Origin of the sequence: Citrobacter sp. TBCS-15 (assembly GCF_005280815.1) — a bacterium.
Classification (GTDB): domain Bacteria; phylum Pseudomonadota; class Gammaproteobacteria; order Enterobacterales; family Enterobacteriaceae; genus Citrobacter; species Citrobacter werkmanii.
In genome coordinates, this window is the sequence record NZ_SZWK01000102.1 from 178,359 (window position 1) to 204,465 (window position 26,107).

The 26,107-nt window shown below is 49.3% G+C and carries 24 protein-coding genes; 13 read left to right on the plus strand and 11 right to left on the minus strand.

The window, feature by feature from the left end:
* Nucleotides 1–112: 112 nt before the first annotated feature.
* Nucleotides 113–865, minus strand: a complete 753-nt coding sequence (fnr, locus tag FDW96_RS07595) for a fumarate/nitrate reduction transcriptional regulator Fnr (RefSeq protein ID WP_003020397.1) — start codon at nt 863–865, stop codon at nt 113–115.
* 194 nt (nt 866–1,059) lie between these two features.
* Nucleotides 1,060–1,575, minus strand: a complete 516-nt coding sequence (gene ogt / locus FDW96_RS07600) for a methylated-DNA--[protein]-cysteine S-methyltransferase (protein ID WP_038640835.1) — start codon at nt 1,573–1,575, stop codon at nt 1,060–1,062.
* Between the two features lie 214 nt (nt 1,576–1,789).
* Here ogt and smrA point away from each other — a divergent pair, with 214 nt between their 5' ends.
* The gene (gene smrA, locus FDW96_RS07605; RefSeq protein WP_042308178.1) at nt 1,790–2,353 is read left to right on the plus strand and encodes a DNA endonuclease SmrA; all 564 of its coding nucleotides are present in this window, start codon (nt 1,790–1,792) and stop codon (nt 2,351–2,353) included.
* A 12-nt stretch (nt 2,354–2,365) separates the two neighbouring features.
* Here the strand turns inward: smrA and FDW96_RS07610 are convergent, their stop codons facing one another.
* Complete coding sequence (locus FDW96_RS07610; RefSeq protein ID WP_079224040.1) at nt 2,366–3,598, minus strand: sensor domain-containing diguanylate cyclase; 1,233 nt, start codon at nt 3,596–3,598, stop codon at nt 2,366–2,368.
* A gap of 699 nt (nt 3,599–4,297) precedes the next feature.
* Here FDW96_RS07610 and FDW96_RS07615 point away from each other — a divergent pair.
* From FDW96_RS07615 to dbpA, 4 genes are all read left to right on the plus strand, one after another.
* Complete coding sequence (locus FDW96_RS07615) at nt 4,298–5,407, plus strand: methyl-accepting chemotaxis protein (RefSeq protein ID WP_137365681.1); 1,110 nt, start codon at nt 4,298–4,300, stop codon at nt 5,405–5,407.
* Between the two features lie 156 nt (nt 5,408–5,563).
* Nucleotides 5,564–6,547 carry a zinc transporter ZntB gene (zntB, locus tag FDW96_RS07620; RefSeq protein ID WP_042308182.1) on the plus strand — a complete coding sequence of 328 codons (984 nt, stop codon included), beginning with the start codon at nt 5,564–5,566 and terminating at the stop codon, nt 6,545–6,547.
* Between the two features lie 292 nt (nt 6,548–6,839).
* Nucleotides 6,840–7,004: a hypothetical protein gene (locus tag FDW96_RS07625; RefSeq protein ID WP_370607385.1), complete on the plus strand. Its 165-nt coding sequence runs from the start codon at nt 6,840–6,842 to the stop codon at nt 7,002–7,004.
* 28 nt (nt 7,005–7,032) lie between these two features.
* Nucleotides 7,033–8,406 (plus strand): ATP-dependent RNA helicase DbpA, encoded by a 1,374-nt coding sequence (gene dbpA, locus FDW96_RS07630; RefSeq protein WP_137365461.1) that lies wholly within the window; start codon nt 7,033–7,035, stop codon nt 8,404–8,406.
* A 48-nt stretch (nt 8,407–8,454) separates the two neighbouring features.
* On the opposite strand, the gene ttcA is transcribed toward dbpA, so the two are convergent.
* From ttcA to nifJ, 5 genes are all read right to left on the minus strand, one after another.
* Entirely contained in the window at nt 8,455–9,390 is a 936-nt protein-coding gene (gene ttcA / locus FDW96_RS07635; RefSeq protein ID WP_042308186.1) for a tRNA 2-thiocytidine(32) synthetase TtcA, read from the minus strand.
* 197 nt (nt 9,391–9,587) lie between these two features.
* A complete protein-coding gene (uspF, locus tag FDW96_RS07640; RefSeq protein ID WP_006684401.1) occupies nt 9,588–10,022 on the minus strand; it encodes a universal stress protein UspF in 435 nt (144 codons plus the stop codon).
* Nucleotides 10,023–10,103: 81 nt separating this feature from the next.
* On the minus strand, nt 10,104–10,316 hold the full coding sequence (locus FDW96_RS07645; RefSeq protein WP_069324961.1) for a KTSC domain-containing protein: 213 nt from the start codon (nt 10,314–10,316) through the stop codon (nt 10,104–10,106).
* 145 nt (nt 10,317–10,461) lie between these two features.
* Nucleotides 10,462–11,589, minus strand: a complete 1,128-nt coding sequence (gene ompC, locus FDW96_RS07650; RefSeq protein ID WP_137365462.1) for a porin OmpC — start codon at nt 11,587–11,589, stop codon at nt 10,462–10,464.
* Between the two features lie 367 nt (nt 11,590–11,956).
* Nucleotides 11,957–15,481, minus strand: a complete 3,525-nt coding sequence (nifJ, locus tag FDW96_RS07655; RefSeq protein ID WP_137365463.1) for a pyruvate:ferredoxin (flavodoxin) oxidoreductase — start codon at nt 15,479–15,481, stop codon at nt 11,957–11,959.
* Between the two features lie 274 nt (nt 15,482–15,755).
* Here nifJ and FDW96_RS07660 point away from each other — a divergent pair, with 274 nt between their 5' ends.
* Nucleotides 15,756–16,022, plus strand: coding sequence for a DUF333 domain-containing protein (locus tag FDW96_RS07660; protein ID WP_003833199.1), 267 nt, complete (start codon nt 15,756–15,758; stop codon nt 16,020–16,022).
* Between the two features lie 13 nt (nt 16,023–16,035).
* Here FDW96_RS07660 and hslJ read toward each other — a convergent pair whose 3' ends face one another.
* From hslJ to FDW96_RS07675, 3 genes are all read right to left on the minus strand, one after another.
* Nucleotides 16,036–16,455, minus strand: coding sequence for a heat shock protein HslJ (hslJ, locus tag FDW96_RS07665; RefSeq protein ID WP_137365464.1), 420 nt, complete (start codon nt 16,453–16,455; stop codon nt 16,036–16,038).
* Nucleotides 16,456–16,567: 112 nt separating this feature from the next.
* On the minus strand, nt 16,568–17,557 hold the full coding sequence (locus FDW96_RS07670; protein WP_137365465.1) for a 2-hydroxyacid dehydrogenase: 990 nt from the start codon (nt 17,555–17,557) through the stop codon (nt 16,568–16,570).
* Between the two features lie 474 nt (nt 17,558–18,031).
* Nucleotides 18,032–19,138, minus strand: coding sequence for an alpha/beta hydrolase (locus FDW96_RS07675; protein WP_137365466.1), 1,107 nt, complete (start codon nt 19,136–19,138; stop codon nt 18,032–18,034).
* A gap of 358 nt (nt 19,139–19,496) precedes the next feature.
* On the opposite strand from FDW96_RS07675, the gene FDW96_RS07680 reads away from it, so the two are divergent.
* The 7 genes from FDW96_RS07680 (at nt 19,497) to FDW96_RS07710 (ending at nt 26,014) form a co-directional block, all read left to right on the plus strand.
* Nucleotides 19,497–20,405, plus strand: a complete 909-nt coding sequence (locus FDW96_RS07680) for a hypothetical protein (RefSeq protein ID WP_061381273.1) — start codon at nt 19,497–19,499, stop codon at nt 20,403–20,405.
* 39 nt (nt 20,406–20,444) lie between these two features.
* On the plus strand, nt 20,445–21,824 hold the full coding sequence (locus FDW96_RS07685; protein WP_137365467.1) for a DUF2272 domain-containing protein: 1,380 nt from the start codon (nt 20,445–20,447) through the stop codon (nt 21,822–21,824).
* A 3-nt stretch (nt 21,825–21,827) separates the two neighbouring features.
* Complete coding sequence (locus FDW96_RS07690) at nt 21,828–22,280, plus strand: hypothetical protein (RefSeq protein WP_137365468.1); 453 nt, start codon at nt 21,828–21,830, stop codon at nt 22,278–22,280.
* Nucleotides 22,281–22,290: 10 nt separating this feature from the next.
* Nucleotides 22,291–22,626 carry a hypothetical protein gene (locus tag FDW96_RS07695; RefSeq protein WP_042308203.1) on the plus strand — a complete coding sequence of 112 codons (336 nt, stop codon included), beginning with the start codon at nt 22,291–22,293 and terminating at the stop codon, nt 22,624–22,626.
* A gap of 229 nt (nt 22,627–22,855) precedes the next feature.
* The gene (locus FDW96_RS07700; protein ID WP_137365469.1) at nt 22,856–25,495 is read left to right on the plus strand and encodes a YdbH family protein; all 2,640 of its coding nucleotides are present in this window, start codon (nt 22,856–22,858) and stop codon (nt 25,493–25,495) included.
* Nucleotides 25,492–25,683 (plus strand): YnbE family lipoprotein, encoded by a 192-nt coding sequence (locus tag FDW96_RS07705; protein WP_042308207.1) that lies wholly within the window; start codon nt 25,492–25,494, stop codon nt 25,681–25,683. The genes FDW96_RS07700 and FDW96_RS07705 overlap by 4 nt, the downstream gene beginning before the upstream one ends.
* A gap of 7 nt (nt 25,684–25,690) precedes the next feature.
* A complete protein-coding gene (locus tag FDW96_RS07710; RefSeq protein ID WP_042308209.1) occupies nt 25,691–26,014 on the plus strand; it encodes a YdbL family protein in 324 nt (107 codons plus the stop codon).
* Nucleotides 26,015–26,107: the final 93 nt, after the last annotated feature.

The window sequence follows — 26,107 nt, forward strand, 5'->3', positions numbered from 1 at the left end:
AAAGAGTAACCCAATAATGTGGATTGAAACAGGGGAGAACCTCCTGCCAGATCAATAAATCGGGAAAATTTAGTGATTTGACAGGAGGATAACAGAGATATTTGCAGAACGATTATGCAACGTTACGCGTGTGGCCAGCAAGAACTGCCAGAGCGTCGCTATTCTCAATAGTGATATATTTGCCTTTTACCGCCAGCATACCGCTTTTCTGGAAACGACCCAGCAGACGGCTAATTGTTTCAACCGTCAGACCGAGGTAGTTACCGATGTCGCCACGGGTCATGGTCAGGCGGAATTCACGAGGCGAGAATCCACGCTGGGCGAAGCGGCGGGACAAATTGTAGATAAAGGCCGCCAGGCGTTCTTCAGCGTTTTTCTTCGACAACAGCAGGATCATGTCCTGGTCGCCTTTGATTTCGCCACTCATCAGACGCATCATCTGTTGACGCAGATTCGGCATTTTGCCGGACAGGTCATCCAGAGTTTCGAAAGGAATCTCGCATACCATTGAGGTTTCCAGCGCCTGGGCAAAGCTGGGGTGATGACCGCTGCCAATCGCGTCAAAACCTACCAGGTCACCTGCCAGATGGAAACCGGTGATTTGCTCATCGCCTTGCTCGGTAATGGTATAGCTTTTAATCGTTCCGGAGCGGATAGCATAAAGTGATTTAAGCTCATCACCTGCTTTAAAGAGCGTCTGCCCCTTTTGGATAGGCTTTTTGCGCTCGATGATGTTATCGAGCTGGTCAAGCTCATGCTCGTTAAGTGTGAACGGGATGCAAAGCTGGCTGATGCTGCAATCCTGGCAATGGATAGCACAACCGCCAGACTGAATGCGCCGTATAATTCGCTTTTCCGGGATCATAGGTCTGCTCAAGCCGTAATTGATATTTGTCAATTTTAACATCTTTTTGGTGAGCACGTAAGCCTGAGCTACTCCCAATAGAGAATAATTCAGGCATAACTGGGTTGAATGTTTGTATCTACCTGATTAGCCGCACTTTATTTAAGGCTGTATTATGTGGAAGTGTGATGAATAAGGCATTAATTGCCTGGATTCTAGAGTAGCAAATAGCCCTCATGACGCAATAGCCACTCTTTTCGTTGCACACCACCGGCATATCCGGTCATGGTACCGTTACGCCCAATGACGCGATGACAAGGGACGACAATGCTTACCGGGTTTGATCCATTCGCCGCCCCGACGGCTCTGGCAGCACCAGGACGTCCCAGTTGTTCGGCCAGTTGACCATAATGCATGACCTGTCCACAGGGAATGGTACGTAACGCTTGCCAGACTTCACGCTGGAAAGGTGTCCCCGCGGTGGCGGTTTCCAGTGTGTCAATAATGCTAAGGTTTCCGGCAAAATATTCAGCCAGCTTATCACTCAATCCGCCAGGGTTTTTGGCAGCAATACGCTGATAACCTTCAGCGCGATAATGAATGTCCAGCAACTGCACCATACGATCGCTGTGTTGATCCCATTCGACCGCGCGCAGACGAAATTGCTCATCGCAAATAATCCACAGCGGGCCCAACGGTGTGGCGATGGTGTCTTCCAGTAAGTTCAGCATCCGTTTCTCTCATTACAGCATTACAGGCAAGGTGACACATTATCACGCCAGTTATCGTCGCAGCTATACCTCTAAAAATGGATATCAGTTTGTTGGAAGTAGATCGCTTTCACGGCGTGAATCTGGTGAATTATTGGAAATAATCGTAAACCGTTGTCGGTATAACAGTGCGCGGTTATGATAAGACCCGTCGTAATACGCTGGAGGATGAAACATGAACCTTGATGACGCATCGTTGTTTCTTGACGCGATGGGGGATGTTCAACCGCTGAAAGGCTGCACCGAGGTGCACTGGCAGCCCACGCGCAATCTCCGCGCTCCGGCACGTATTGATACGCTCCAATTGGATAATTTTCTCTCGACGGGTTTTCTCGATATTGTCCCGTTAAGCGTACCATTGGAATTTCGTCGCGAAGGTTTGCAGCACGGCGTGACTGACAAGCTACGAACCGGCAAATATCCGCAGCAGGCGAGTCTCAATCTCGTCCGTCAGCCCGTTGAAACCTGCCGTCAGATGCTCTTCAGTTTTATTCTGCAGGCACAGCAAGAAGGATTGCGTAACGTGCTGGTGATACACGGCAAGGGGCGCGACGATAACTCTCATGCCAACATTGTTCGCAGCTATGTAGCGCGTTGGCTGACGGAATTTGAAGATGTACAAGCCTACTGCGCCGCACTGCCGCATCACGGCGGCAGCGGGGCATGCTATGTGGCATTACGTAAAACCGCGCAGGCAAAACAGGATAACTGGGAGCGTCACGCTAAGCGCAGTCGCTGACCGACATAAACATCAGGCGGCCAGCACCCGGTTCCGCCCTTCGTTTTTGGCTTTGTACAGCGCGTCGTCAACGCGTTTGAATAGCTCATCGATGCTTTCATTCGTTTCGTGCCGCGCAACGCCGATGCTGACGGTAAAGCGGGGAAGGCCAGGGAGCGTCACCTTGGCCACCGCCGCGCGTATTACTTCTGCGAGATTAAGGGCAACCTCCAGTGAGGTTCGTGGCAGAAGGAGCACAAATTCTTCACCTCCCCAGCGAAAAATCAGGTCGTCCTTTCTTGCACAGGACTCCAGCGTTCGTGCCAGAGCGCAAAGCACATCGTCACCTCTTAAATGACCGAAGAGATCGTTAATGCTTTTAAAGCGATCGGTGTCGATTAACAGCAGGCTGTAGTCCTGCGTTAATGACATCGCGTGCGTCTGTTGCGGTTCGGTTACCTGATAAAAATGTCGGCGGTTCAGTAATCCGGTCAGGGCGTCACGCAGGGCCGCTTGTTCAAGTTCCTGCTCCAGCCTTTTTTGTTCGGTAATGTCATGAATGATGCACAGCATGAGCTTATTGCCATAGATTTCGATCGGCCCGGCATAAGTTTGTACGTGACGTGAGGAACCATCAGCAAGCTTATGAACAAAATGCAAGGGCTTATGGCCGCCGGGCAGATGGGCGATTTCATGCATCACCGGTAGGATATGACGGCCCAGCATGTTGATTTCCCATGTATGTTTCTGGCACATCACATCATGGCTGTAACCATAAAAATTCAGGGCACTGAGATTCGCATCGACGATCAAACCATCTCGAGATGGATCGATAAGTAACATCGGCGCGGAATTAGTCTGGAAGAAGCGCGCGTAAAATCCCTGCTTGTTTCGCTGATAGTTCGCAGAACGACTGGCTTTCAGTCCCTGCGCGGTCGGTGTTTCAATGCCTTCGAAAACGATGATATCGCCAATATCCGGGAGCGAGTTAATGGACAGGCGGCTGGCCATCGCAGTTTCCTCACCGTTGCGATAAACCGTGAGAATTTCCACAATATAGTGATGATTTTTCAAGTCGCTGAGATACATGGTTAAATCATTTTGTGCATATGTTGAGAATATGCCTTTTCGCAGTGGAGAAAAACAGGGATCCTGCATTAGCTCCCGTGCAACGGCATTTGCGAACACAAGTTCTTCGGTATGTGGTGAAACTATCCAAACCGGAAGAGTTAATAAATCCAGTGAATGCAGCGCGGTTATATTCATCGATAATCCCGTTATCTTATCTGCTGTGTTGCCCATTTAATGGCGAATTTTTTATATTACCGTCTCATAATGTTTTGATTGTCGGTGAGACAAGGGGGTACAACTGGTTTTTTTTGATGTTGGTTGCAATTCATGGTACTGGCTATGCCAATAATAGTAGACACTATTTTGGCATGTTTACCGTTATCGCTAAAATATACTTTCAATTTTTAATTCTAGTGCCAGACGCGGTTTCAACATCAATATATTTGAATGAATCGGGCTGGAATCATCAACAAAAATGGTGATCCCATACATTGGGTCACGCCACCAGATAATCGCCAGAAGGCAGCTCAATGTCAGCCAGAGATCGCCACCTTGACTGTACTCATATTTTTACACTGTGTATTAGTTAGAACCACAAAATATTAAGAATGCTGCAATAGTGCTTATATATGTATTCATGATAATTATAACTCTGTACGTTTTACATTCGCTGCGTGCTCACCATCACAATAATCTGATAACAAACCTGGCCATCACCTTTGGTGGAGTAAATCACTGGATTAAGGCAAATAAATAGCGCCATTGTGTGCTTTAAGTAAAAAGGTTATCGACTCTTATTGAATATTCATTTTTCGTATCCGAGCTATGGCAATTTATATTGCAGGTGCTATAAAAAATAATATTCTCCTCGTTTTCTTGGTAAACAGGGCTAAAATGTTAAATGATATTAGCGTCAGGACCTTTATTGTTTTATTTTTGGTGATTACGGCAGTGGCTCTCAATGTGGTGGAAATAATACTTTCAGCTAGCGTTGATGTTATTATTGGTGCCAACTTAGTAAGCTTTATTTCTATAGTATGTCTGTGGGGATACATGACCAAATATCTGGTGATGCCGATTAATACGGTTAAAAGAAGTATTGAAGAGGTTACATCCGGGAATCTGGCGATCAGCATTCCAGAATTTGGTAATAACTGCGCGGGTAGACTTATTCCGGGCATCAATAGCTTATCCAGTAATATTTCAACACTTGTGAATGAGATAAGGATATCTTCACAAACGGCGATGGCGCTCTCAGAACAGCTTGCAGAACGTAGCGCCGAGCTTTCAGTGAAAACAGAACAGCAATCCGGAGCATTAATGCAGACGGCTGCCAACATGGATGAGATCGCGGTGAATACGCGAAACAATGCTGATAACACGCAAATAGCCAGCGCCCAGGCGACAATTGCTACGCAGTGCGCCCGACAGGGGGGCGAATTAATGGTGCAGGTGGCGACAAATATGCGATCAATCACCGAATGCGCGGAACAGATGACTGAAATTATTACGCTGATAGATGGTATCGCATTCCAGACAAATATTCTGGCATTGAATGCAGCTGTGGAAGCGGCGAGGGCCGGGGAACATGGCAAAGGGTTTTCCGTGGTGGCTGGTGAGGTAAGAAAGCTGGCGCACCGTAGCGCAGATGCAGCTAAAAATATTAAACAGCTGATTGCCCAGACTCATCAAAATGTTCAGCAAGGCGCGGCTATCGTACGCGAAGCAGAAAAAAATATGCAGGATATCGTCGGGGGCGCCGGGCAATTAAGCCAGTTAATGGGCGAGATATTAACAACTACCCAGGAGCAGGAGAAAGGGATCATCAGGATCACGCATGCTCTGGCCGAACTGGAGAACGTAACGCAAAGTAATGCCGTTATGGTGGATGAGCTTTCTGATTCCTCTGGCATCCTGAAAAACCAGGTTATTGATCTCCAGTCCCGGACCCATCAATTTCGCTTAAGTAAGACACTTGAGCCCGCAATACACCAGCGAGCATAACAGGCTCTCTCTCACCACAAGCGTCGCATTCGTCGACGCTTTTTCTGTTATCGGATACTTTTATGAATCATTTCAGCGCAATGGGACAATGAGATATTGCTTAACCTATTCTGACGGCTAGACTATCGAAAAAAGCTGAATGTTTGTGGAGGCGTTGTGGAAGCCATTAAGGGAACGGATGTTAATGTGCCAGATGCCGTGTTTGCTTGGCTGCTGGATGGCCGTGGTGGGGTGAAACCGCTGGAAAATAACGATGTTATCGACGCTCAGCATCCCTGCTGGCTGCATCTTAATTATACCCATTCTGAAAGTGCGCAATGGCTGGCGACCACGCCTCTGCTTCCTAATAATGTGCGTGATGCGCTGGCGGGTGAAAGTACGCGTCCACGCGTAAGCAGAGTCGGGGAAGGTACGTTGATCACGCTGCGCTGTATTAATGGCAGCACCGACGAGCGACCTGACCAGCTGGTCGCTATGCGCCTATATATGGATGAACGTCTGATTGTTTCAACGCGCCAGCGCAAAGTACTGGCACTGGATGATGTGGTCAGCGATCTCCAGGAAGGTACAGGGCCGGCTGACTGCGGTAGCTGGCTGGTGGATGTCTGCGATGCGTTAACCGATCATGCCAGCGAGTTTATCGAGCAACTGCACGACAAGATTATAGACCTGGAAGATAACCTGCTCGATCAGCAAATCCCCCCACGCGGATTCCTGGCATTACTGCGCAAGCAACTGATTGTGATGCGCCGCTATATGGCGCCTCAGCGGGATGTCTATGCGCGCCTGGCGAGTGAGCGTTTAGCCTGGATGACCGACGATCATCGGCGACGGATGCAGGATATCGCCGACAGGCTGGGAAGAGGGCTGGATGAGATAGACGCCTGTATCGCCCGGACCGGTATCATGGCGGACGAAATTGCGCAGGTTATGCAGGAGTCTCTGGCGCGCCGCACCTATACAATGTCCTTGATGGCGATGGTTTTTCTACCCAGTACATTTTTAACCGGGCTATTTGGCGTTAACCTCGGTGGTATCCCCGGCGGCGGCTGGCAGTTTGGCTTCTCACTTTTCTGTATTCTGTTAGTGGTCCTGATTGGTGGTGTTACTTTATGGTTGCATCGTAGTAAATGGTTGTAACAACAACATTTTTTAGCGACTTTTGCGCATGAAAACGGCCAGGTTTTTGAGCGAAGTCAATAAACCATCTACCTATTCGGGGCAATATCTCACTCGCAGGTGAATGCAACGTCAAGCGATGGGCGTTGCGCTCCATATTGTCTTACTTCCTTTTTTGAATTACTGCATAGCACAATTGATTCGTACGACGCCGACTTAGATTAGTCGGCTTTTTTTTGCCTGCAGGAAATCAGCGTCTACCCTAAAAGAGTCAACCTGATGACTGGAGGGCTATATGACCTGTCTGATTGCAATGCTACAGCGGCAAGTACTAAACGCTGATTCGCTACCCACCGACCCGGTTCCTGTTCCCGATCCGCTACCTCGTCCGCAGCCTATGCCGGATCCGCCACCGGATGAAGAGCCGATTAAATTGTCGCATCGCGAGCGCAGATCTGCGAGGATACGCGCCTGCTGAATGTGAGTTTTTACCGCGAGATTAAATTGTGACCGCTTTTTCGACCCTGAATGTTTTACCTGCCGCCCAACTCGAGAACCTCAACGAGCTGGGCTACCTTGAAATGACGCCTGTTCAGGCTGCTGCGTTGCCGGCAATCCTGGCGGGGAGAGATGTTCGCGTGCAGGCTAAAACCGGCAGTGGCAAAACGGCTGCTTTTGGTCTTGGATTGTTGCAGCATATTGATGCCGCGCTGTTTCAGACGCAGTCTCTGGTGCTGTGCCCAACGCGTGAGCTTGCCGACCAGGTGGCAGGGGAACTGCGTCGTTTAGCGCGCTTTCTGCCAAATACCAAGATCTTAACCCTGTGCGGCGGGCAGCCCTTTGGCGCACAGCGTGACTCCCTACAACATGCGCCACATATTATTGTCGCCACGCCGGGGCGTTTACTTGACCACCTGCAAAAGGGCACCGTTTCTCTGGACGCTCTGAATACGCTGGTGATGGATGAAGCCGACCGCATGCTGGATATGGGCTTTAGCGATGCGATTGATGAGGTGATTCGCTTTGCACCAGCATCGCGTCAAACCTTACTATTTTCAGCGACCTGGCCGGAGGAGATTGCCGCCATCAGCGGTCGGGTACAGAAAGATCCGCTCACGATCGAAATTGATACGGTGGATGCGCTGCCGGCGATTGAACAGCAATTTTTTGAAACGTCCAGCCACGGTAAAATCCCGCTGCTGCAAAAATTGCTCAGTCAGCATCAGCCCGCATCCTGCGTGGTTTTTTGTAATACCAAAAAAGATTGCCAGGCCGTTTGCGACGCACTGAATGCGGCAGGGCAAAGCGCACTCTCGTTGCATGGTGATCTTGAACAGCGCGATCGCGATCAGACGCTGGTACGTTTTGCCAACGGTAGCGCACGTGTACTGGTTGCTACCGATGTGGCCGCGCGTGGTCTGGATATCAAGTCGTTGGAACTGGTGGTTAACTTCGAGCTGGCGTGGGATCCTGAAGTCCATGTCCATCGTATTGGACGTACTGCTCGCGCTGGTAACAGCGGTCTGGCGATTAGTTTCTGCGCGCCGGAAGAAGCGCAACGTGCCAATATCCTGGCTGAAATGCTGCAACTCAAACTGAACTGGTTGCCTGCTCCAGGCAATGGTTCAATCCTGCCGCTGGAAGCTGAGATGGCTACGTTGTGCATTGATGGCGGTAAAAAGGCTAAAATGCGTCCCGGCGATGTTCTCGGCGCTCTGACCGGCGACATTGGTCTGGATGGGGCTGATATCGGCAAAATCGCCGTCCATCCGGCGCATGTCTATGTCGCAGTTCGCCAGACTGTGGCGCATAAGGCATGGAAAAAATTGCAAAACGGAAAGATTAAAGGCAAGACCTGCCGCGTTCGTTTATTGAAATAAATGCGCGTTGGAGCGCCCGATGGCGCTCCGCTTATCTGGCATGATAAGTTACTTCACTTCCACAACGTTCAGGCGCAACTCATCCAGTTGGGTATCATCCTCTTCTGGCTGCCAGCCCGCGGGTTGCAGCGGGATCTCTTCGCGGTCAAACGCTAAATCACCACCGTCCACAACTTCTGAGCCGTGTTTAATGCCTTTAAAATCGAACAGATTGATATCACTCAAATGAGAAGGTACAACGTTCTGCATTGCGCTGAACATGGTTTCAATGCGGCCTGGATAGCGTTTGTCCCAGTCGCGTAGCATGTCGGCGATGACCTGACGTTGCAGGTTAGGCTGTGAGCCACACAGGTTACACGGAATAATCGGGAAACCTTTCGCTTCAGAGAAACGCTCAATATCTTTCTCACGGCAGTAGGCCAGTGGACGGATCACGATGTGCTTACCATCATCACTCATCAGCTTCGGCGGCATACCTTTCATTTTCCCGCCGTAGAACATGTTTAAAAACAGTGTTTGCAGGATGTCATCACGATGGTGGCCGAGCGCAATCTTGGTGGCGCCTAACTCGGTTGCCGTGCGGTACAGAATGCCGCGACGCAGGCGAGAGCAGAGCGAGCAGGTCGTTTTACCTTCAGGAATTTTATCTTTGACGATCCCGTAGGTATTTTCTTCGACGATTTTATACTCAACGCCCAACTGTTGCAGATACTCCGGCAGAATATGCTCCGGGAAGCCAGGTTGTTTCTGATCGAGGTTAACCGCAACTAAGGAAAAACTGATCGGCGCGCTTTGCTGCAAATTACGCAGGATCTCCAGCATGGTATAGCTGTCTTTCCCTCCGGAAAGGCACACCATAATGCGATCGCCGTCTTCGATCATATTGAAGTCGGCAATCGCTTCGCCCACGTTGCGACGCAGACGTTTTTGCAATTTGTTCAGGTTGTATTGTTCTTTCTTGCTAATATCTTGATTTTGCGACATTTAATAGAGGCTCAATTCATATTGTGGCATCAGAAGAGTATGCATCACGCCGGATAGTCCGGCAAAAGAAGTCTGATATAAAAACTGTGGCGTGTATGGTACGGATAAGCGGGAAAAATGTCAGCACATTTAGGACAGGAATCGTGGGGTATGAAGGGTAAAACAAAAAGCCCGCCACGATGTGCGGGCCAGACAGCTTAGCGGACAACCAGAACTGAACACTCCGCATGACGCACCACGGCTGCGGCGTTAGAACCCAGCAGGTAAGTGGTGATGTCAGGTCGGTGAGAAGCGATAATGACCATATCAGCCGGTAATTTTTTAGCCATCTCCAGAATTTTATCTTTCGGCGCACCTTCCGCGACATGAACGTGCACCCTGTCCGTTGGGATATTGAACTTCTTGATAATCTCTTCCAGTTGAGATTTCGCTTCGGCTTTCAGATCGTCCATGGCCGGCAACTCTGCCGAGTAGGCCAGTCCCAGGGAAGCATAATAGGGCAGTGACGGAATAACGGTCAAAAAATGGACCTGCGCATCGTCAATTTTTGCTTCTGCTTCAACATGGGCAATAACGCGTTGAGTTAATTCTGAGTCTGAAATATCGATGGGTACAAGAATCGTTCTGTTCATAAAACCTCCTGTTTAAGTATCCATCTAAAGCTTACCGCGTAATGGCACTTTATGTACAATGACAAAGATCACATTTTGGCATCACTTTATTTTGATTTCAGGGAATTTTCCTTTTATTACCCCATCATAAAATCGACCTTTAGAGACGACGCTCAGGAAATCACGAAAAATACGGGCAGGCACATGCTGGTATTGCAGCGTAGACAATTGATGAAAGCGAATTTCAAGCGTGCAGGAGGATTCGTCATAACCGACGGATGCAATACGGGATGATTTTACAGGGTGATGATTCATTGCAGGTATCCTCTACTACAGGTCTTTATGCAATATATCATCTATCAGGGATGTGTTTTGAAGCAACAGATATAATGTTTTGATCTGGATAAAACAGAATTGCGATAACAGAAAGGAAGCCCGCCGTTGCCGGCGGGCTGACGAATCAGAACTGGTATACCATACCCAGAGCTACAACGTCATCGGTAGAGATGTTTTGGCGAGTGTAGAAGCTGTCGTCTTCGTCCAGCAGGTTGATTTTGTAATCAACATAGGTGGAGAAGTTTTTGTTGAAGAAGTAAGTTGCACCTACGTCAGCATATTTCACCAGGTCTTTGTCGCCGTCGGTAGAGTTCAGGTCTTTACCTTTAGACATCAGGAAAGAGACTGCTGGACGCAGACCAAAGTCGAACTGGTACTGTGCAGTGACTTCGAAGTTCTGCGTTTTATTGGCTACACCGTTCTTGCCATAAGGAGTCATGTTACGGGTTTCGGAATACATGGTTGCCAGGTAGATATTGTTAGCATCGTATTTCAGGCCAGTAGTCCACGCGTCAGCTGTATCACCGCCAGCAACGTCGCCTCCAGCTTTACCTGCATTAACCTGATCGTTAGTACGGTCAGACGTGGAGTATGCCGCACCGAAGCTTACACCCATACCCAGATCATAGGTAGAGGAGATACCGAAGCCGTCGCCGTTAGAGTTCTGAATATTACGGTCGCCACCATTGTTGGTGCCTTCCTGCTCATCACTTGTTTGTTCGTTTGCGCCCTGATACTGCAGTGCAAAGTTCAGACCATCAACCAAACCGAAGAAGTCGGTGTTACGGTAGGTTGCTACGCCGTTAGCACGACCGGTCATGAAGTTATCAGCGTAGGTGTAGGAGTCGCCACCGAACTCAGGCAGCATATCGGTCCAGCCTTCTACGTCGTACAGTACGCCGTAGTTACGACCGTAATCGAATGAACCGTAGTCACCAACTTTAATACCCGCGAATGCCAGACGAGTCCATGAATCGCCTTTATCGCCACTTTCAGTACCGTTAGCCTGAACCTGATATTCCCACTGACCGTAGCCAGTAATCATATCATTAATCTGGGTTTCGCCTTTGAAGCCCATACGCATATAAGTCTGATCGCCATCTTTGTTGGCGTCGTCGGAGAAGTAATGCAGGCCGTCTACTTTGCCATACAGGTCTAATTTGTTGCCGTCTTTATTATAAACTTCAGCAGCGTGAGCCGCGCCTGCAGCCAGCAGGGCAGGAATTACGAGAGCCAGTACTTTTCTGTTCATTGAAATAATCCTTTAGTTTTTTTATTTAACCTGTGACTACCCATGTAGGGAGTAAAAGCATGCTAAAGGAGAAGTTCCGTAAAGAGATAAATATGAATTGTTACGTCTTAAGTAAAACCTTAAATAAATAATTCCACAGAAACAGTGATAATTTCAATGAATGTGTTTATTAAAAATATATAAAATAAAAATTATACAAGTGAATTTTGTTGAGCTATTCTGCGCGTGTTATATGCCTTTATTGTCACGTTTTATTTTTTCGTTGACGTATTGATAGCCAATATTAATTAGCCAGCGAATAAATTGACAAGCCCGAACAACTGTTCGGGCTTTTTTTTCGTTCCACTTTAACGCTGAGCTAAGCGTATTACTCGGTTCCGCTCTTTTCCGCCTTACCTGCCAGTTGCGCCAGGAAATCGTAGCGTTTTTGCAGATCGGCTGTTGCATCTTTCCACAGCTGTTCAGCCACTTCAGGCTGTTGGGCATTTAAGCGGCGGAAGCGCTGCTCGTTAAGTAAAGTTTCAGCCAGTGCATCTGACGGCGGGCGAGAATCCAGCGCCAACGGCAGTTTACCTTCGTCAGCACGACGCGGATCAAAGCGATACAGCGGCCAGAATCCGGTTGCCGTGAGCTGACGCATCTGATCGTGGCTCAACGCGAGATCATAACCATGCTCCTCGCAAGGGCTATACGCGATAATCAGCGACGGCCCCGGATAGGATTCCGCTTCCTGAATAGCTTTCACCGTCTGGTTCAACTGGGCACCCAGGGAAATCTGCGCGACATAAACATGCCCGTACATCATCATACTGACACCAAGATCTTTACGAGCCTTACGTTTGCCGTGCTCCCCAAATTTAGTGACAGCCCCAAGAGGCGTGGCTTTTGATGCTTGTCCGCCCGTGTTGGAGTAACACTGGGTATCCAGCACCAGAATATTGACGTTCTCGGTCAGACTCAGGACGTGATCCAGCCCGCCGAAGCCAATATCGTAGGCCCAGCCATCACCGCCAATCAGCCAGATGGATTTCTCAACCAGCGCGTCGGCATCGGTTAACAACTGCTGTGCGCCTTCGACATCTTTCAGGTGCTGGCGCAGGGCCGCTACTTGCTCACGACGAACCTCCGGCGTGGCTTCTGCATGCAGCGCATCATTCAGTTCAACCGGGATGTTATCGGCAAACTGCTCCAGCAGACGCATAACGCGCACTCGGTGTTGATCCACCGTCAGACGGAAGCCCAGGCCAAACTCGGCGTTATCTTCAAACAGCGAGTTTGCCCATGCTGGCCCACGCCCATTGGCGTCTGTGGTGTAGGGCGTTGAGGGCAGGTTACCGCCATAAATTGATGAACACCCGGTGGCATTCGCAATCAACATCCGGTCACCGTACAGCTGAGTGAGTAGTTTGATATACGGCGTTTCACCGCAGCCAGAGCAGGCACCGGAATATTCAAATAACGGCGTAATCAGCTGCGAGGTGCGAATATCAATACGTTCCAGTTTGGTGCGATCAATTTCCGGCAGATCGAGGAAGAAGTCATAGTTAACTTTTTCTTCTTCAACATGCTCAAGGCGCGACATCATATTGATGGCCTTGATTTCTGGATTTTGACGATCTTTCGCCGGGCACACTTCGACGCACAGATTACAACCGGTGCAATCCTCTGGCGCGACCTGCAGAACATATTTCTGACCACGCATATCGCGTGATTTCACATCCAGAGAGTGCAGGCTGGCAGGGGCGTTTTCCATCGCTTCTGGGGAAACCACTTTGGCGCGGATTGCCGAGTGCGGGCAAGCGGCAACGCAGTGGTTACATTGCGTACACAGCTCTTCTTTCCAGATGGGGATCTCTTCGGCGATATTACGTTTTTCCCAACGCGTGGTGCCCATTGGCCAGGTACCGTCTGGCGGCAGCGCGGAAACGGGAAGCGCATCACCCAGACCGGCGAGCATTGCTGCGGTGACGGTTTTCACGAAATCTGGTGCGGCATCAGAAACCACCGGTGGGCGGTTGGCGCTATGCGGATCAACCGGCTGCAGGGCTACTTCGGCGACGGATTCACGCGCCAGAGCCAATGCCTGCCAGTTACGTTCGACCAGATCCTGTCCTTTACTGCTGTAGCTTTTCGCAATCGCACCCTGCAATTCGATCAACGCGCTGTCGCCGGGTAAGATTTGCGTCAGGTGGAAGAACGCCATTTGCATCACGGTGTTTATACGCGCCGCCAGACCACACTCACGGGCGATTTTGGCCGCATTAATGACGTAGAAACGGGCTTTCTTTTGATTCAGTACAGCCTGAACTTCCTGCGGCAAACGCGCCCAGACTTCATCCACATTGTATGGGGTATTAAGCAGGAATATACCGCCAGGTTTCAGGCGTTCGGCCATTTGATACTTATCGATAAATTGCAACTGGTGGCAGCCGACAAAATCGGCTTGTGAAACCAGATACGCTGAGCGAATGGGATGTTCGCTGACGCGCAGGTGGGAAACCGTCAGGCCGCCGGCTTTTTTCGAATCATAGACGAAATAACCCTGCGCATACCACGGCGTAGAGTTACCGATAATCTTGATATTGTTTTTGGTGGCCGACACGCTGCCATCGCTACCCAGGCCGTAAAACAGCGCTTCGAGCTTAGCGGTGCCGGGCAGGGTGTTTTCTGGTAAAGGCAATGACAGGTTGGTGACATCATCATAGATACCGACCGTGAAGCGTGGTTTTGGCTTCGCGCTATTCAGCTCATTAAAGACCGCCATGACGCAGTCGGGTCCAAACTCTTTGGACGAAAGACCATAGCGTCCGCCAATCACACGCGGTAAGGTTTCTCGTTCACCACAGTTAAACGCTTCCGCCAGCGCGGTCATGACATCCAGATATAATGGTTCTGCCTGCGCGCCGGGTTCTTTGGTGCGATCCAGAACGGCGATGCTCCGTACGGTTTCCGGCAGGGCGCGCAGCAAATGTCTGGCAGAGAATGGGCGGAACAGGCGCACTTTCAGCACGCCAACTTTCTCGCCGCGAGCCAGCAGTTCTTCGACGACTTCTTCACAGGTGCCAATCGCCGAGCCCATCAAAATAATGACGCGTTCTGCCTGCGGATGGCCGTAATATTCAAATGGCTGGTACTGGCGACCCGTTGCTGCGGCGAAGTCGTTCATCGCCTGTTCTACATGATCGTAAACCGCGCTGTACCACGGGTTGGTCGCTTCGCGTGACTGGAAGTAGGTGTCCGGATTCGCTGATGTACCGCGGATAACCGGATGCTCTGGATTTAGCGCCCGAGCGCGGTGAGCATCGATCTCCGCCTGAGGCATCAGTCCGAGGATCGTGTCATCGGCCAGCGGCACAATTTTGTTGATCTCATGCGATGTACGGAAACCATCAAAGAAATGAATAAACGGGACCCGGCTTTTGAGGGTGGCCATTTGCGAAATTAGCGCAAAGTCCTGTGCTTCCTGAACACTGCTGGCGCACAGCATCGCGCATCCCGTCTGACGTACCGCCATCACGTCGGAATGATCGCCAAAGATCGATAACGCGTGAGTCGCAATCGTACGTGCCGCAACGTGCAGTACAAACGGGGTCAACTGACCGGCCAGTTTGTACAGCGTTGGGATCATCAGCAGCAGGCCCTGCGATGAGGTAAAGGACGTAGAGAGCGCACCGGTCTGCAACGCGCCGTGAACGGTCGCAATCGCACCGCCTTCTGACTGCATTTCTACGACGCGAGGAGTATCCCCCCATACGTTTTTCAGCCCATTTCCAGCCCAGGCATCCGCCTGTTCAGCCATCGTCGAACTGGGCGTAATCGGGTAGATGGCGATAACTTCGCTGGTACGAAATGCGACCGAAGCAACCGCACCATTACCGTCAATTGTTTGCATACTGACACCCTTACATTGCGCAAAAAGAGGGACTCGCGTAACAGCGGCGAATCCTGTAATTATCCTTCTATTTTAGCAAAAGCCATTCAGGCGCATTTTCGCTTTTGTGTCCCTGGAATAAAGAGAATGAATGGTTTGATCAAAGGAGCAGGCAAAAAATTGCCAGAAAATGTAAACAGCGCGCATAAATGCGTGGTTTGCCTCTCGACGGCAGTGTGTCTGCTGCCTATTATTTATGGCTGTGTCGTTTGGTTAATATTCAGAGGGGAGTAAGATGCGCGCAGCGTTTTGGGTAGGGTGTGCCGCGTTATTATTATCGGCGTGTAGCAGTGAACCTGTTCAGCAGGCAACCGCAGCACATGTCGCACCGGGCATGAAGGCAGCAATGTCCAGTTCCGGAGAGGCAAATTGCGCCATGATTGGTGGTTCGCTCTCCGTGGCCCGTCAACTGGATGGCTCAGCCATCGGGATGTGTGCGCTACCCAACGGCAAACGCTGTAGTGAACAGTCGCTTGCCGCCGGAAGCTGCGGGAGCTATTGAGCCACCGCGTTTATTACATTAAATCCGCAAGTTTATACGTCAGCGTTTGTTCTGCCGTCGCCAGTGTCAACTGGTCAGCAGTCAAATCGACCTGTGCGCCTTGCTTAAACATTTCGCTGACGATGCCGTCGAGCGCGTTAAGCTGTGGATCGGCGCACATCATGCGGGTCATCGCCATATCTTTCACTTTCAACTCGCCGTCGGACAGCTTGCCCTGGCCGTGGAATTGATTACACATCTTTCCCGATACCGTCATGTTTTCGCCAAAACTCAATTCGGGTGGGTTGTTGGCGACGGTAACAGCTTTACCATTCACGCTCTGCAAAACGAAACGGTGATGCTGTAACTGGTCGCGATTGACGGAAACTTTTCCACTGCTCACACAGCCGGCCATCAGCGTGCTGAGGGCAATTAACGTGACAACTTTCTTCATTAAAATTCTCTAAGTTCGTGACCGGAATACATTTAATATAATAATGATACTGACTATTTTATCATCGGCAATTATCTGAAAATGCCCCCCTAAAGCCAGGGGGGCACAAGGATTAGAAGAGGGCGTTTGGACAGGTTTCGCCTTTGGCGATTTGTTCCAGATTTTGCAGTGTCGTTTCAGAAATGCTGGTCAACGCTTCGGCGGTCAGAAACGCCTGATGCCCGGTAAACAGCACGTTATGACAGGCTGACAGACGGCGGAACACATCATCCTGAATCACATCATTGGATTTATCTTCAAAGAACAGGTCGCGTTCGTTTTCATATACGTCCATTCCCAGTGAACCAATTTTCTGGTTTTTCAGAGCATCGATAGCCGCTTGTGAATCGATCAGCGCCCCACGACTGGTGTTAATAACCATCACGCCGTTTTTCATTTGCTCAAAGGCTTCCTGGTTGAGCAGATGATAATTCTCCGGCGTTAACGGGCAGTGCAGGGAGATAACATCGGACTCCGCAAACAGCGTTTTAAGATCGACATATTCCACGCCTAATTCCAGAGCAGCGGCACTTGGGTAGGGATCGAACGCCAGCAGGCGCATACCAAAACCTTTCAGGATCCGCAGCGCAGCAATACCGATTTTACCGGTACCAATCACCCCAGCCGTTTTGCCATACATGGTAAAGCCGGTCAGCCCTTCAAGAGAGAAGTTGGCATCACGGGTACGTTGATACGCGCGATGAATACGGCGGTTCAGGGTCATCATCATGCCAATCGCATGCTCAGCGACGGCTTCAGGCGAATAGGCCGGGACGCGTACCACTTGCAGACCCAGCTCTTTTGCCGCGTCGAGATCGACGTTATTGAACCCGGCGCAGCGCAGGGCGATATATTTCACACCCAGCTTTTTCAGTTCTTCCAGAACCGGTCGGCTGCCATCGTCGTTGACGAAGATGCATACAGCTTCGCAACCATGGGCTGTTTTAGCTGTTTTCTCCGTCAACAGAAAGTCAAAAAATTCAAGTTCAAAACCAAAAGCCTCGTTAACCTGCTGCAGATACTTTTTGTCGTACTGTTTTGTACTATAGATGGCGAGTTTCATAAGACTTTCTCCAGTGATTTTGACGTCACATTAGTTCAATTCAAATTATTTTACAAAATCTAAAAAGTTATTGATAGTCATAGAGGTAATGAATAATTTTAGAGTATCTCTTCTTAATGTGGTCACATTGCTGGATTTAAACCACTTTACTCAGCATAGGGTGATGGCGGAGTAGATACACACTCTTTAGCTGAGTAGTATGAAATTTCAGCGTGGGCAGGCAAAATGCCGTGAGCAGAGGGATGAGGGACAGACGAAAGTGAGGTACATTCACATTCTTCCTTGGGGGATGTCTTAACATAACTAGAAATATAGCAAATACATAAGGTTAAATGTGGGTCGACATGAGTGTTAGCTTTTACCTGGCCGTTCCTGACTATAGACATTTGTACTGATAGTAGACTCTTGTCTCCAGGAGTCTACTATCGCCGAACAAAGTATATTTGTGTTATTCAGAAGGCCTGAATTCGCTATCTATTCATTGATTTTCCAGTATTGCCCAGCTTCAATGTAGCTTAGCCCGATGCGTTGGGATGCTCGCTTGTTATCATTAATAAGATAAAAAATATCTGAAAGCACAGAACGTTCTTCGCTTGGGTAACTATGGCCTATAAAGCTAGTATCAACGCTGGTTGCGTCAATCGATTCTATTCCAGGATAATAAATCAAACCAGTAGACGAATCACCCGCTCGCGGATAACGGTGTATCGCCTGGGATGCGGCTAACGCCTTATCTGTTGATGAAGCATACAAAGTAACAGGCTCTCCTTTTGCCACCAATGCAGGGGCAATGTCTCGTTTGAAAACATCGGCATCTATGTCAGGAGCAGTTAGAATGACCTCTTTTATACGATTTCGATAATCTGGATTTGTATTCAATACATCAATAACCGCCCGCGATAAAATTCTATTACCCATACTGTGGGCTATCAGGTAAATATTTTTTGAATCAGATTTCTCAAGAAAATCGATAAGGAAATGTTTTAGGTTGGTTTGTGTCCACTCAGCATTTTGCTCGTCAATGGTATAAGCAGAGGTTCTGGCTTGTGAAGGCCAACTATAAAAAACAGGGACCATATCGATGTTTAAATCATAGTATATTTGAGCTGTTTTTCTGGCTGCCTCGGCGAATGAAACATTATACCCATGAACAAAAATGAAGGTCTTTTTCTCTGGTGAATTGCTTACTGTAGACACAAGGTAATTGAAAAAATCATTTTTAGCTAAAGGCGTTACACCAAGTAAGGCTACGTGTTTTTTAGGGTCTTCTTTGAACTCAAGTTTTAAAAATGAAGGTTGTTCAGTTACTCCTATAATGTGGTGTCGAGGAATGCTAACTTCACAGAATCCATAGGAGATTGAGGCTCGATTGATTCCATATGATTGGTTGGGTGGTGCGCCGCTGTTCTGATTTCTATCGGTGGCATACAAAACCTTGACAATGGCATAATCTGGTTTTTGAGCTGAAATATCTATTTCATTGCTGCTGGATGCCATACTGGTAACACCAGTGTTGGACGTGCTGCAACCACTTAGTATAGCGATAAAAATACTGAAAGCTATGTATTTTAATGTTTTCATTTTACTTGGCCTTGCTTCAAATTTGGTTAGAGCGCCTTTACCTTTATTGATGTTTTTCTGAATATTGCCGACTAAAATTAAGTGGGGGTAATTAATATTTACGTATTTTCGCAGGGGATAACATTAATAAAATGGTTTTAATTTGGACTGGCAGGATAATAATATTTTATTAGTGACTGTTTATTAGATTACGCATGTAGTTAGGCAAAGAGTATGCGACTTCTGATTGATACCTCGCGAGTAATTACTACGAACTTCTTACCGAATACTCACTGTTTCTGACTCATATTTTCAGGAAGCAACCAGCATGGTTTCTGCGGTCGGTTGATCAAACGCTCTTCACTATGAGGGAGACAGCATGTTTGGACTTGAAACGCTTGATATATTAATTGGGATGATGACTGTGTATTTCATTTTTGGGATAGCGTGTACCGCGATTGTTGAAACTATTTCTGCGTGGGCCTGTATTCGTAGTCAAAATCTTGAAGTGGCGCTGAACGAGTTCCTTTCAGGCGAGTTGGCGCAAAATCAGCAATTTATTACTCAGTTTTTTGAACATCCGTTAATTCAGTCCCTAAGTAAAGGAAACCAGGGGCGTCCTTCCTATATTCCCCCAGACATTGTCGCGCAAGTCGTGGAGGCGTTAGTTGTCAGCAAAAGTGCGATGGCAACGCTCTCCGCTGGAGTAAACGCGCTGCCGGGAAATGCCAAAAATAACCGGATCAAAGGCATCCTCGAAACAGTGGTGGCGCAGACGGGCAATAACGCGGCCACGTTTCGCAACGCGGTTGCAAAACAGTTTGATGCGGTAATGGATCGCGCCTCGGGTTGGTACAAACGAAAAATGCAGACCATCACGTTGATTGTCGCCACCGTTTTGGTTCTGGGGGGAAATATTGACAGCCTCAATCTTGCGACGGTGCTGGCCTCCAATCCTGAGGTTAGAGAAAAAATGGTGGCGATCGCGCAGCAGGAAGTCAATGAGGCGAAAAATCAGGCTCAGGACGAGGACCGTATCGCGACAGCTGAAGGTAAATATAAACACGCGATTGCCGTTATGCAGTCTGCAGGTTTCGAACTGGGCTGGAAAGGATGGCCTCAAGGGGCTGCGGAATGGCTGGCAAAAGTGATGGGACTGCTGGTGACTATTTTCGCCGTCTCACTTGGCGGACCTTTCTGGTTCGATATTCTTCAACGGGTTATGCAAGTCCGTTCCACAGGCCCAAAACCCGCAGAGCAGGGTAAATCCGACAGCATGAAAAAGTAAGTGAAGTGTAATGATTAACTATCAATAGAGAGGGGCATCATGATACTTACGCCAGCACAGAAAAGTCTCTGTGAACGAGTCCTGAATGCGTTTGAAACCGGCTCGGCCGAAGGTGATTACTCGGCTATCGCGATATTCCATGATGGCCCTCACGGGATCAGGCAGATCACTTACGGTCGTTCACAAACTACGGAATACAGCAAATTGCAGGATCTGGTGACCCGTTACGTTAATGAAAATGGGCGATTCAGTGCCGATCTTGCTCCGTTTGTTCCAAAGATAGGTAATATCGCACTGGTTGACAATGAACCGTTTAAAGACTTATTACGACGAGCAGGGCGCGATGATCCGATAATGAAATCGGTACAGGATCGGTTCTTTGATGAGCGCTACTATCTGCCTGCGCTGAAATGGGCACAGGACTTTGGTTTTAAAGATGCGCTTTCACTTCTGGTCATCTATGACTCATTTGTTCATAGCGGCGCTATTTTGACGTTCTTGCGCGCCCAGTTTCGTGAAGTGCCTCCAGCCAGCGGGGGTGATGAACATACCTGGATTTCCCAGTATGTTGAAGTGAGAAATTCATGGTTAGCCAACCATAGCAACCCCGAACTTCATCCTACCGTTTATCGTACAAAATGTTTGCGATTTGAAATAGATCGCGGCAACTGGGATCTTTCACAGGTCCCCATTAATGCCAACGGTATACTCGTCGGGCCATCACCTGATATATCAATCACTCAGACGTCGCTACCTCCGGTGGAACAACCCAGCGTTCCGTATTTTGGCGAGGAAACACCCGTCTCTGGTTTTGCGGATAACGCCGCGTCGATCGCAACTGACGAGTGGCTGTTTTTTGGCGAGCAGCGCTACAACCGCAATGGTGGCCTTCTTCATTCCGGACACAAAGAGGGTGAGGATGGCTGGTGGCAACGTGTTGGCCTGTATTGGGCAAAAATCGGGCGGGACGATCTGGACGGGCGAGATCATGACTGGCCGTGGTCGGCGGCGTTTATTTCATGGGCCATGCGTCAGGCTGGCGCGGGGGAGCGTTTTTCCTACTCCGCTTCGCATGCGACGTACATCAGCAAATCGATCCGCGACAGAAATCAGGGCAATGCCAAAGCGTTGTACTGGGGATACAGGCTGAATGAGCATAAACCGCAGGTGGGGGATTTAGTCTGTTGGGACAGAGATCCCGACAAAGTCGTTGATTACGATCATCAGCATCTGGGCAACTACAGCAGTCACACCGACTTAGTTGTTTCCGTTGGCACTAATGAGATTGAAATTATTGGCGGTAATGTTGGTAATTCGGTGACACGACGCCCGTTGGCGCTCACCGCCGACGGGTTCCTTGCCAACGATGTACAAGGAGGGGAAACGCTGTTTGCCATCATGGGGTATCGCGGAGAGTGAAAAATGAAACGATCTAATATAGTGCTTAATTCCGCTGCCCGGCTGATGTTGTGCACTTTCCTTTTACTGAGTGGGTGTGCCTTATTCGTTTCACACTACGATGCAGGAGCGTACCAGAACTTCACAAATTTGAAGGCGTTCCACCTTAAATTTCTCGAAGATAATACAGCTAAACCCGGGAATACCTTTGATGAAACTAAGGTAAAGGCTACCTGCGATACCGGGGACCTCAAGTTCCGTGAAGCGACTGAATATGCTGCAGGCAAGCATGATGACTCACGTGTACGGGCTATTCATTACCTCGATAATGTCTTTGAGAGTGATTGCCGAATGGCGATGAAGGATAAAAAGTTATTTAGCGTCGCCTATGTGAACGAAAAAATCGATGTAGTTAAGTTGAACTACGATCTGGCCATTCGGGGAGAAACTTCCCGCGTGGGGTCTGTTGTAAAATAGGGGATGAAAAATGTCAGATATTGATGATGCCATGAATGCGATTAAAAATGAGGTTGCTGAATCCATTAAAGAACAACTGAAAGCGCTCTTGCTCTCAGCTGCAAAAGATACGAATGAGGTAATAAACGATACCGGTAAGAAAGTTGCATACTGGCTGCGTCTTCGTGGGCAGGGAAAACTGAGTGACAGTGAACTGGAGGCGTTGCTCTACGCCAGAGATCAACTACTGCGACAATATAAAAACACGGTGGCAATTACAGCAAGAGCTCAGGTTGAGAAGATTGCTATTTCGCTGGTTAATATTGTGCTCGACAAATTATTGGGCATTGCCTTTCACCAGAAATGAGGCACGGCATAGGGCGAACAGGGAAAAAAATGGTCGGTTTTCTGCGTTACTGACGGATATGGTACAGGAGTACCTCCCTGAGAGACCACTATTTTTTATTATCCACAACCTATAAATATTACATATATTTCAATGGCATCTATTCTTAAGGTGGGCATGTTTAGTTAAACATGCCACAATACAGGCCTAAACCGGCTTAAATTTTGCTAAATCAGGATATTAACTACCCATGAAGGGTAAATATAAAGCCGTTCTGGCACTCCTTTTATTATTGATTCTCGTGCCGCTGACGCTGGTGATGACGCTTGGCTTGTGGGTCCCGACCCTGGTGGGCGTCTGGTTACCTGTGGGGACACGTATCGCGCTGGATGAGAGTCCACGGCTGACACGGCATGGGCTGCATATACCGGAACTCCGCTATCTGGTCGATGATTGCCCGCTGGCGCGCATTACTCAGGCGGACCTGTCCCATCCCAGCCGCTGGTTGCTCAATGTCGGGACAATTGAGCTGGATTCCGCTTGCCTGGCCAAATTACCGCAGACAGAAGCGTCTCCGGTAGCACCCAAAACGCTGGCTGAATGGCAATCGATGCTGCCCAATACCTGGATTAACATCGACAAACTTATTCTTTCTCCCTGGCAGGAATGGCAGGGGAAACTGTCGCTTTCGCTAACGCCCGCTACTCAGCAACTGCGCTACCAGGGTGAAAAGGTTAAATTCCAGGGGCGTCTGCATGGGCAAAATCTCACGGTAAATGAGCTGGATGTCGCTGCATTTGAAGGACAACCGCCGGTAAAACTGGTCGGTGAATTTACTATGCCGCTGGTTCCGGATGGGTTACCAGTGAGCGGTCATGCCGTTGCGACGCTGAGCTTGCCGCAGGAACCCACGCTTGTGGATGCCGAACTGGAGTGGCAAGAAAACAGCGGACAACTGATCGTCATGGCGCGGGATAGTGCCGATCCACTGCTCGATCTTCCGTGGGAAATAACCCGCCAGCAGTTGACCATCAGCGATGGTCGTTGGAACTGGCCTTATCAGGGATTCCCGCTAAGCGGGCGGCTGGGCATGAAAGTTGAAAACTGGCAGGCAGGGCTGGAAAACGCCGTGGTGAGCGGGCGTCTGAACATTCTGACGCAAGGCGATGCCGGTAAAGGAAATGCCGTTTTAACGCTGGGGCCAGGTAAGTTGGGTATCGATAATAACGAGATGCCGTTACAGCTGATCGGCGAAGCGAAACAGGGCGATCTGATCTTCTACGCAAAATTACCCGCCAAACTCACCGGTAGCCTGAACGATCCGCAACTGGCGTTTGAGCCTGGGGCGCTGTTGCGTTCGCGGGGGCGGGTAATTGATTCGCTGGATATTGACGAGATTCGTTGGCCGTTGGCGGGCGTAAAGGTAACACAACGCGGGGTGGATGGCCGTCTACAGGCTATTTTGCGTGCGCATGAAAACCAGATGGGGGGCTTTGAACTGCATCTGGATGGTCTGGCAAATGATTTTCTTCCTGATGCCGGTCGTTGGCAATGGCGCTACTGGGGCGAAGGCAGCTTTACGCCGATGCATGCTCGCTGGGACGTGGCGGGTAAGGGGGAATGGCATGACAACACGCTGAAGCTCTTTGATCTCTCCACCGGATTTGATCACCTGCAATACGGCACCATGACGGTGGAAAATCCACGCCTGGTAATGGATGAGCCGATCGTCTGGGTACGGGACGCGACCAAACCGACGTTTAGCGGCGCACTATCACTGGACGCAGGAAAAACCGTCTTCACCGGCGGAAGCGTCTTACCTCCCTCAACGCTAAAGTTCAGCGTGGAAGGCAGCGACCCGACGATTTTCCAGTTCAAGGGCCAGCTTCACGCGGGTGCGATTGGCCCCGTACAGCTAAATGGTCGTTGGGACGGGATCCGTCTGCGCGGGCAGGCCTGGTGGCCAAAACAATCACTCACCGTGTTCCAGCCGCTGATCCCGCCTGACTGGAAAATGAAACTGCGTGAAGGTGATCTCTATGCGCAGGTCGCATTCTCGGCCGCGCCGGAACAGGGCTTTGAAGCAGGCGGTCATGGGGTATTAAAAGGCGGTAGCGCCTGGATGCCTGATAACCAAATTAATGGCGTCGATTTTATCTTGCCGTTTCGGTTTAGCGAAGGCGCATGGCAACTAGGTACGCGTGGGCCTGTTTCACTACGTATTGCGGAAGTCGTGAATCAGGTGACGGTGAAAAATATTACTGCCGATCTGCAGGGCGCGTACCCCTGGAGTGAAGGCAATCCATTACTGCTGAGCGATGTCAGCGCCGAACTGCTGGGAGGCAAAGTCATCATGCAGCAACTGCGGATGCCACAGCACGACCCAGCCTTATTAAGGGTGCAGAATATCTCCTCCAGCGAGCTTATTAGCGCGGTTAACCCCAAGCAATTCGCCATGTCGGGTCCGGTCAGTGGCGCGTTGCCATTATGGTTAGATAACGAAAAGTGGATCATCAAAGACGGCTGGTTAACCAACCCAGGTCCAATGACGCTGCGCATTGATAAAGACACGGCGGATGCCGTCGTTAAAGATAATATGGCGGCTGGCGCGGCAATTAACTGGCTGCGCTATATGGAAATAACCCATTCCTGGACGAAAATAAACCTGGATAACCTGGGTGTCTTAACGATGCAGGCAACCGTTACTGGCAATAGTCGAGTCGATGGCAAAGTGGGTACGGTTAATTTGAATTACACCCACGAGGAAAACATCTTTACGCTATGGCGCAGTTTGCGTTTTGGTGACAATTTACAGGCATGGCTTGAGCAAAATGCAGCGCTGCCGGAAACCCATTGCCTGGAAGGCAAGGAATGTGAGGAACAACAATGAAAACGATAGCCGCCATGCTGAGTTTGCTGGCTTCATCTCTGGTGGTAGGTTGTACCCCAAGAATCGAAGTGGCTGCGCCAAAAGAGCCGATCACGATTAATATGAACGTCAAAATTGAGCATGAAATCCATATCAAAGTTGATAAAGACGTTGAGAGCTTATTGAAATCGCGCAGCGATCTGTTCTGAGGTAATGATGAAAAAACAGCTTGCAGCGATCCTGGTGGCGCTGAGTTTTATCACCAGCAATGCGTGGGCGTTGACCCTGAATGAAGCCAGAACCCAGGGGCGGGTGGGGGAAACACTTAATGGTTATCTGGTGGCATTACAAACCGATGCTGAAACGCAGGCGCTGGTGAGTGAGATTAATAAGGCGCGAAGCGCCAGTTATCAGCAGCTGGCTGAGAGCAATAATATTCCGCCAGACGAAGTGGCAAAAATGGCCGGGCAGAAGTTAGTTGCTCGCGCTAAACCGGGGGAGTATGTGCAAGGTATAAACGGTAAGTGGTTGAAAAAATAATGGATTGTTGTTTATAAAATCCGATTTTCAATTGTCTCGCTAAAAAGTAATAGGCGGCAGCGATTAATTAATACACTATAGTTCACTCAATTA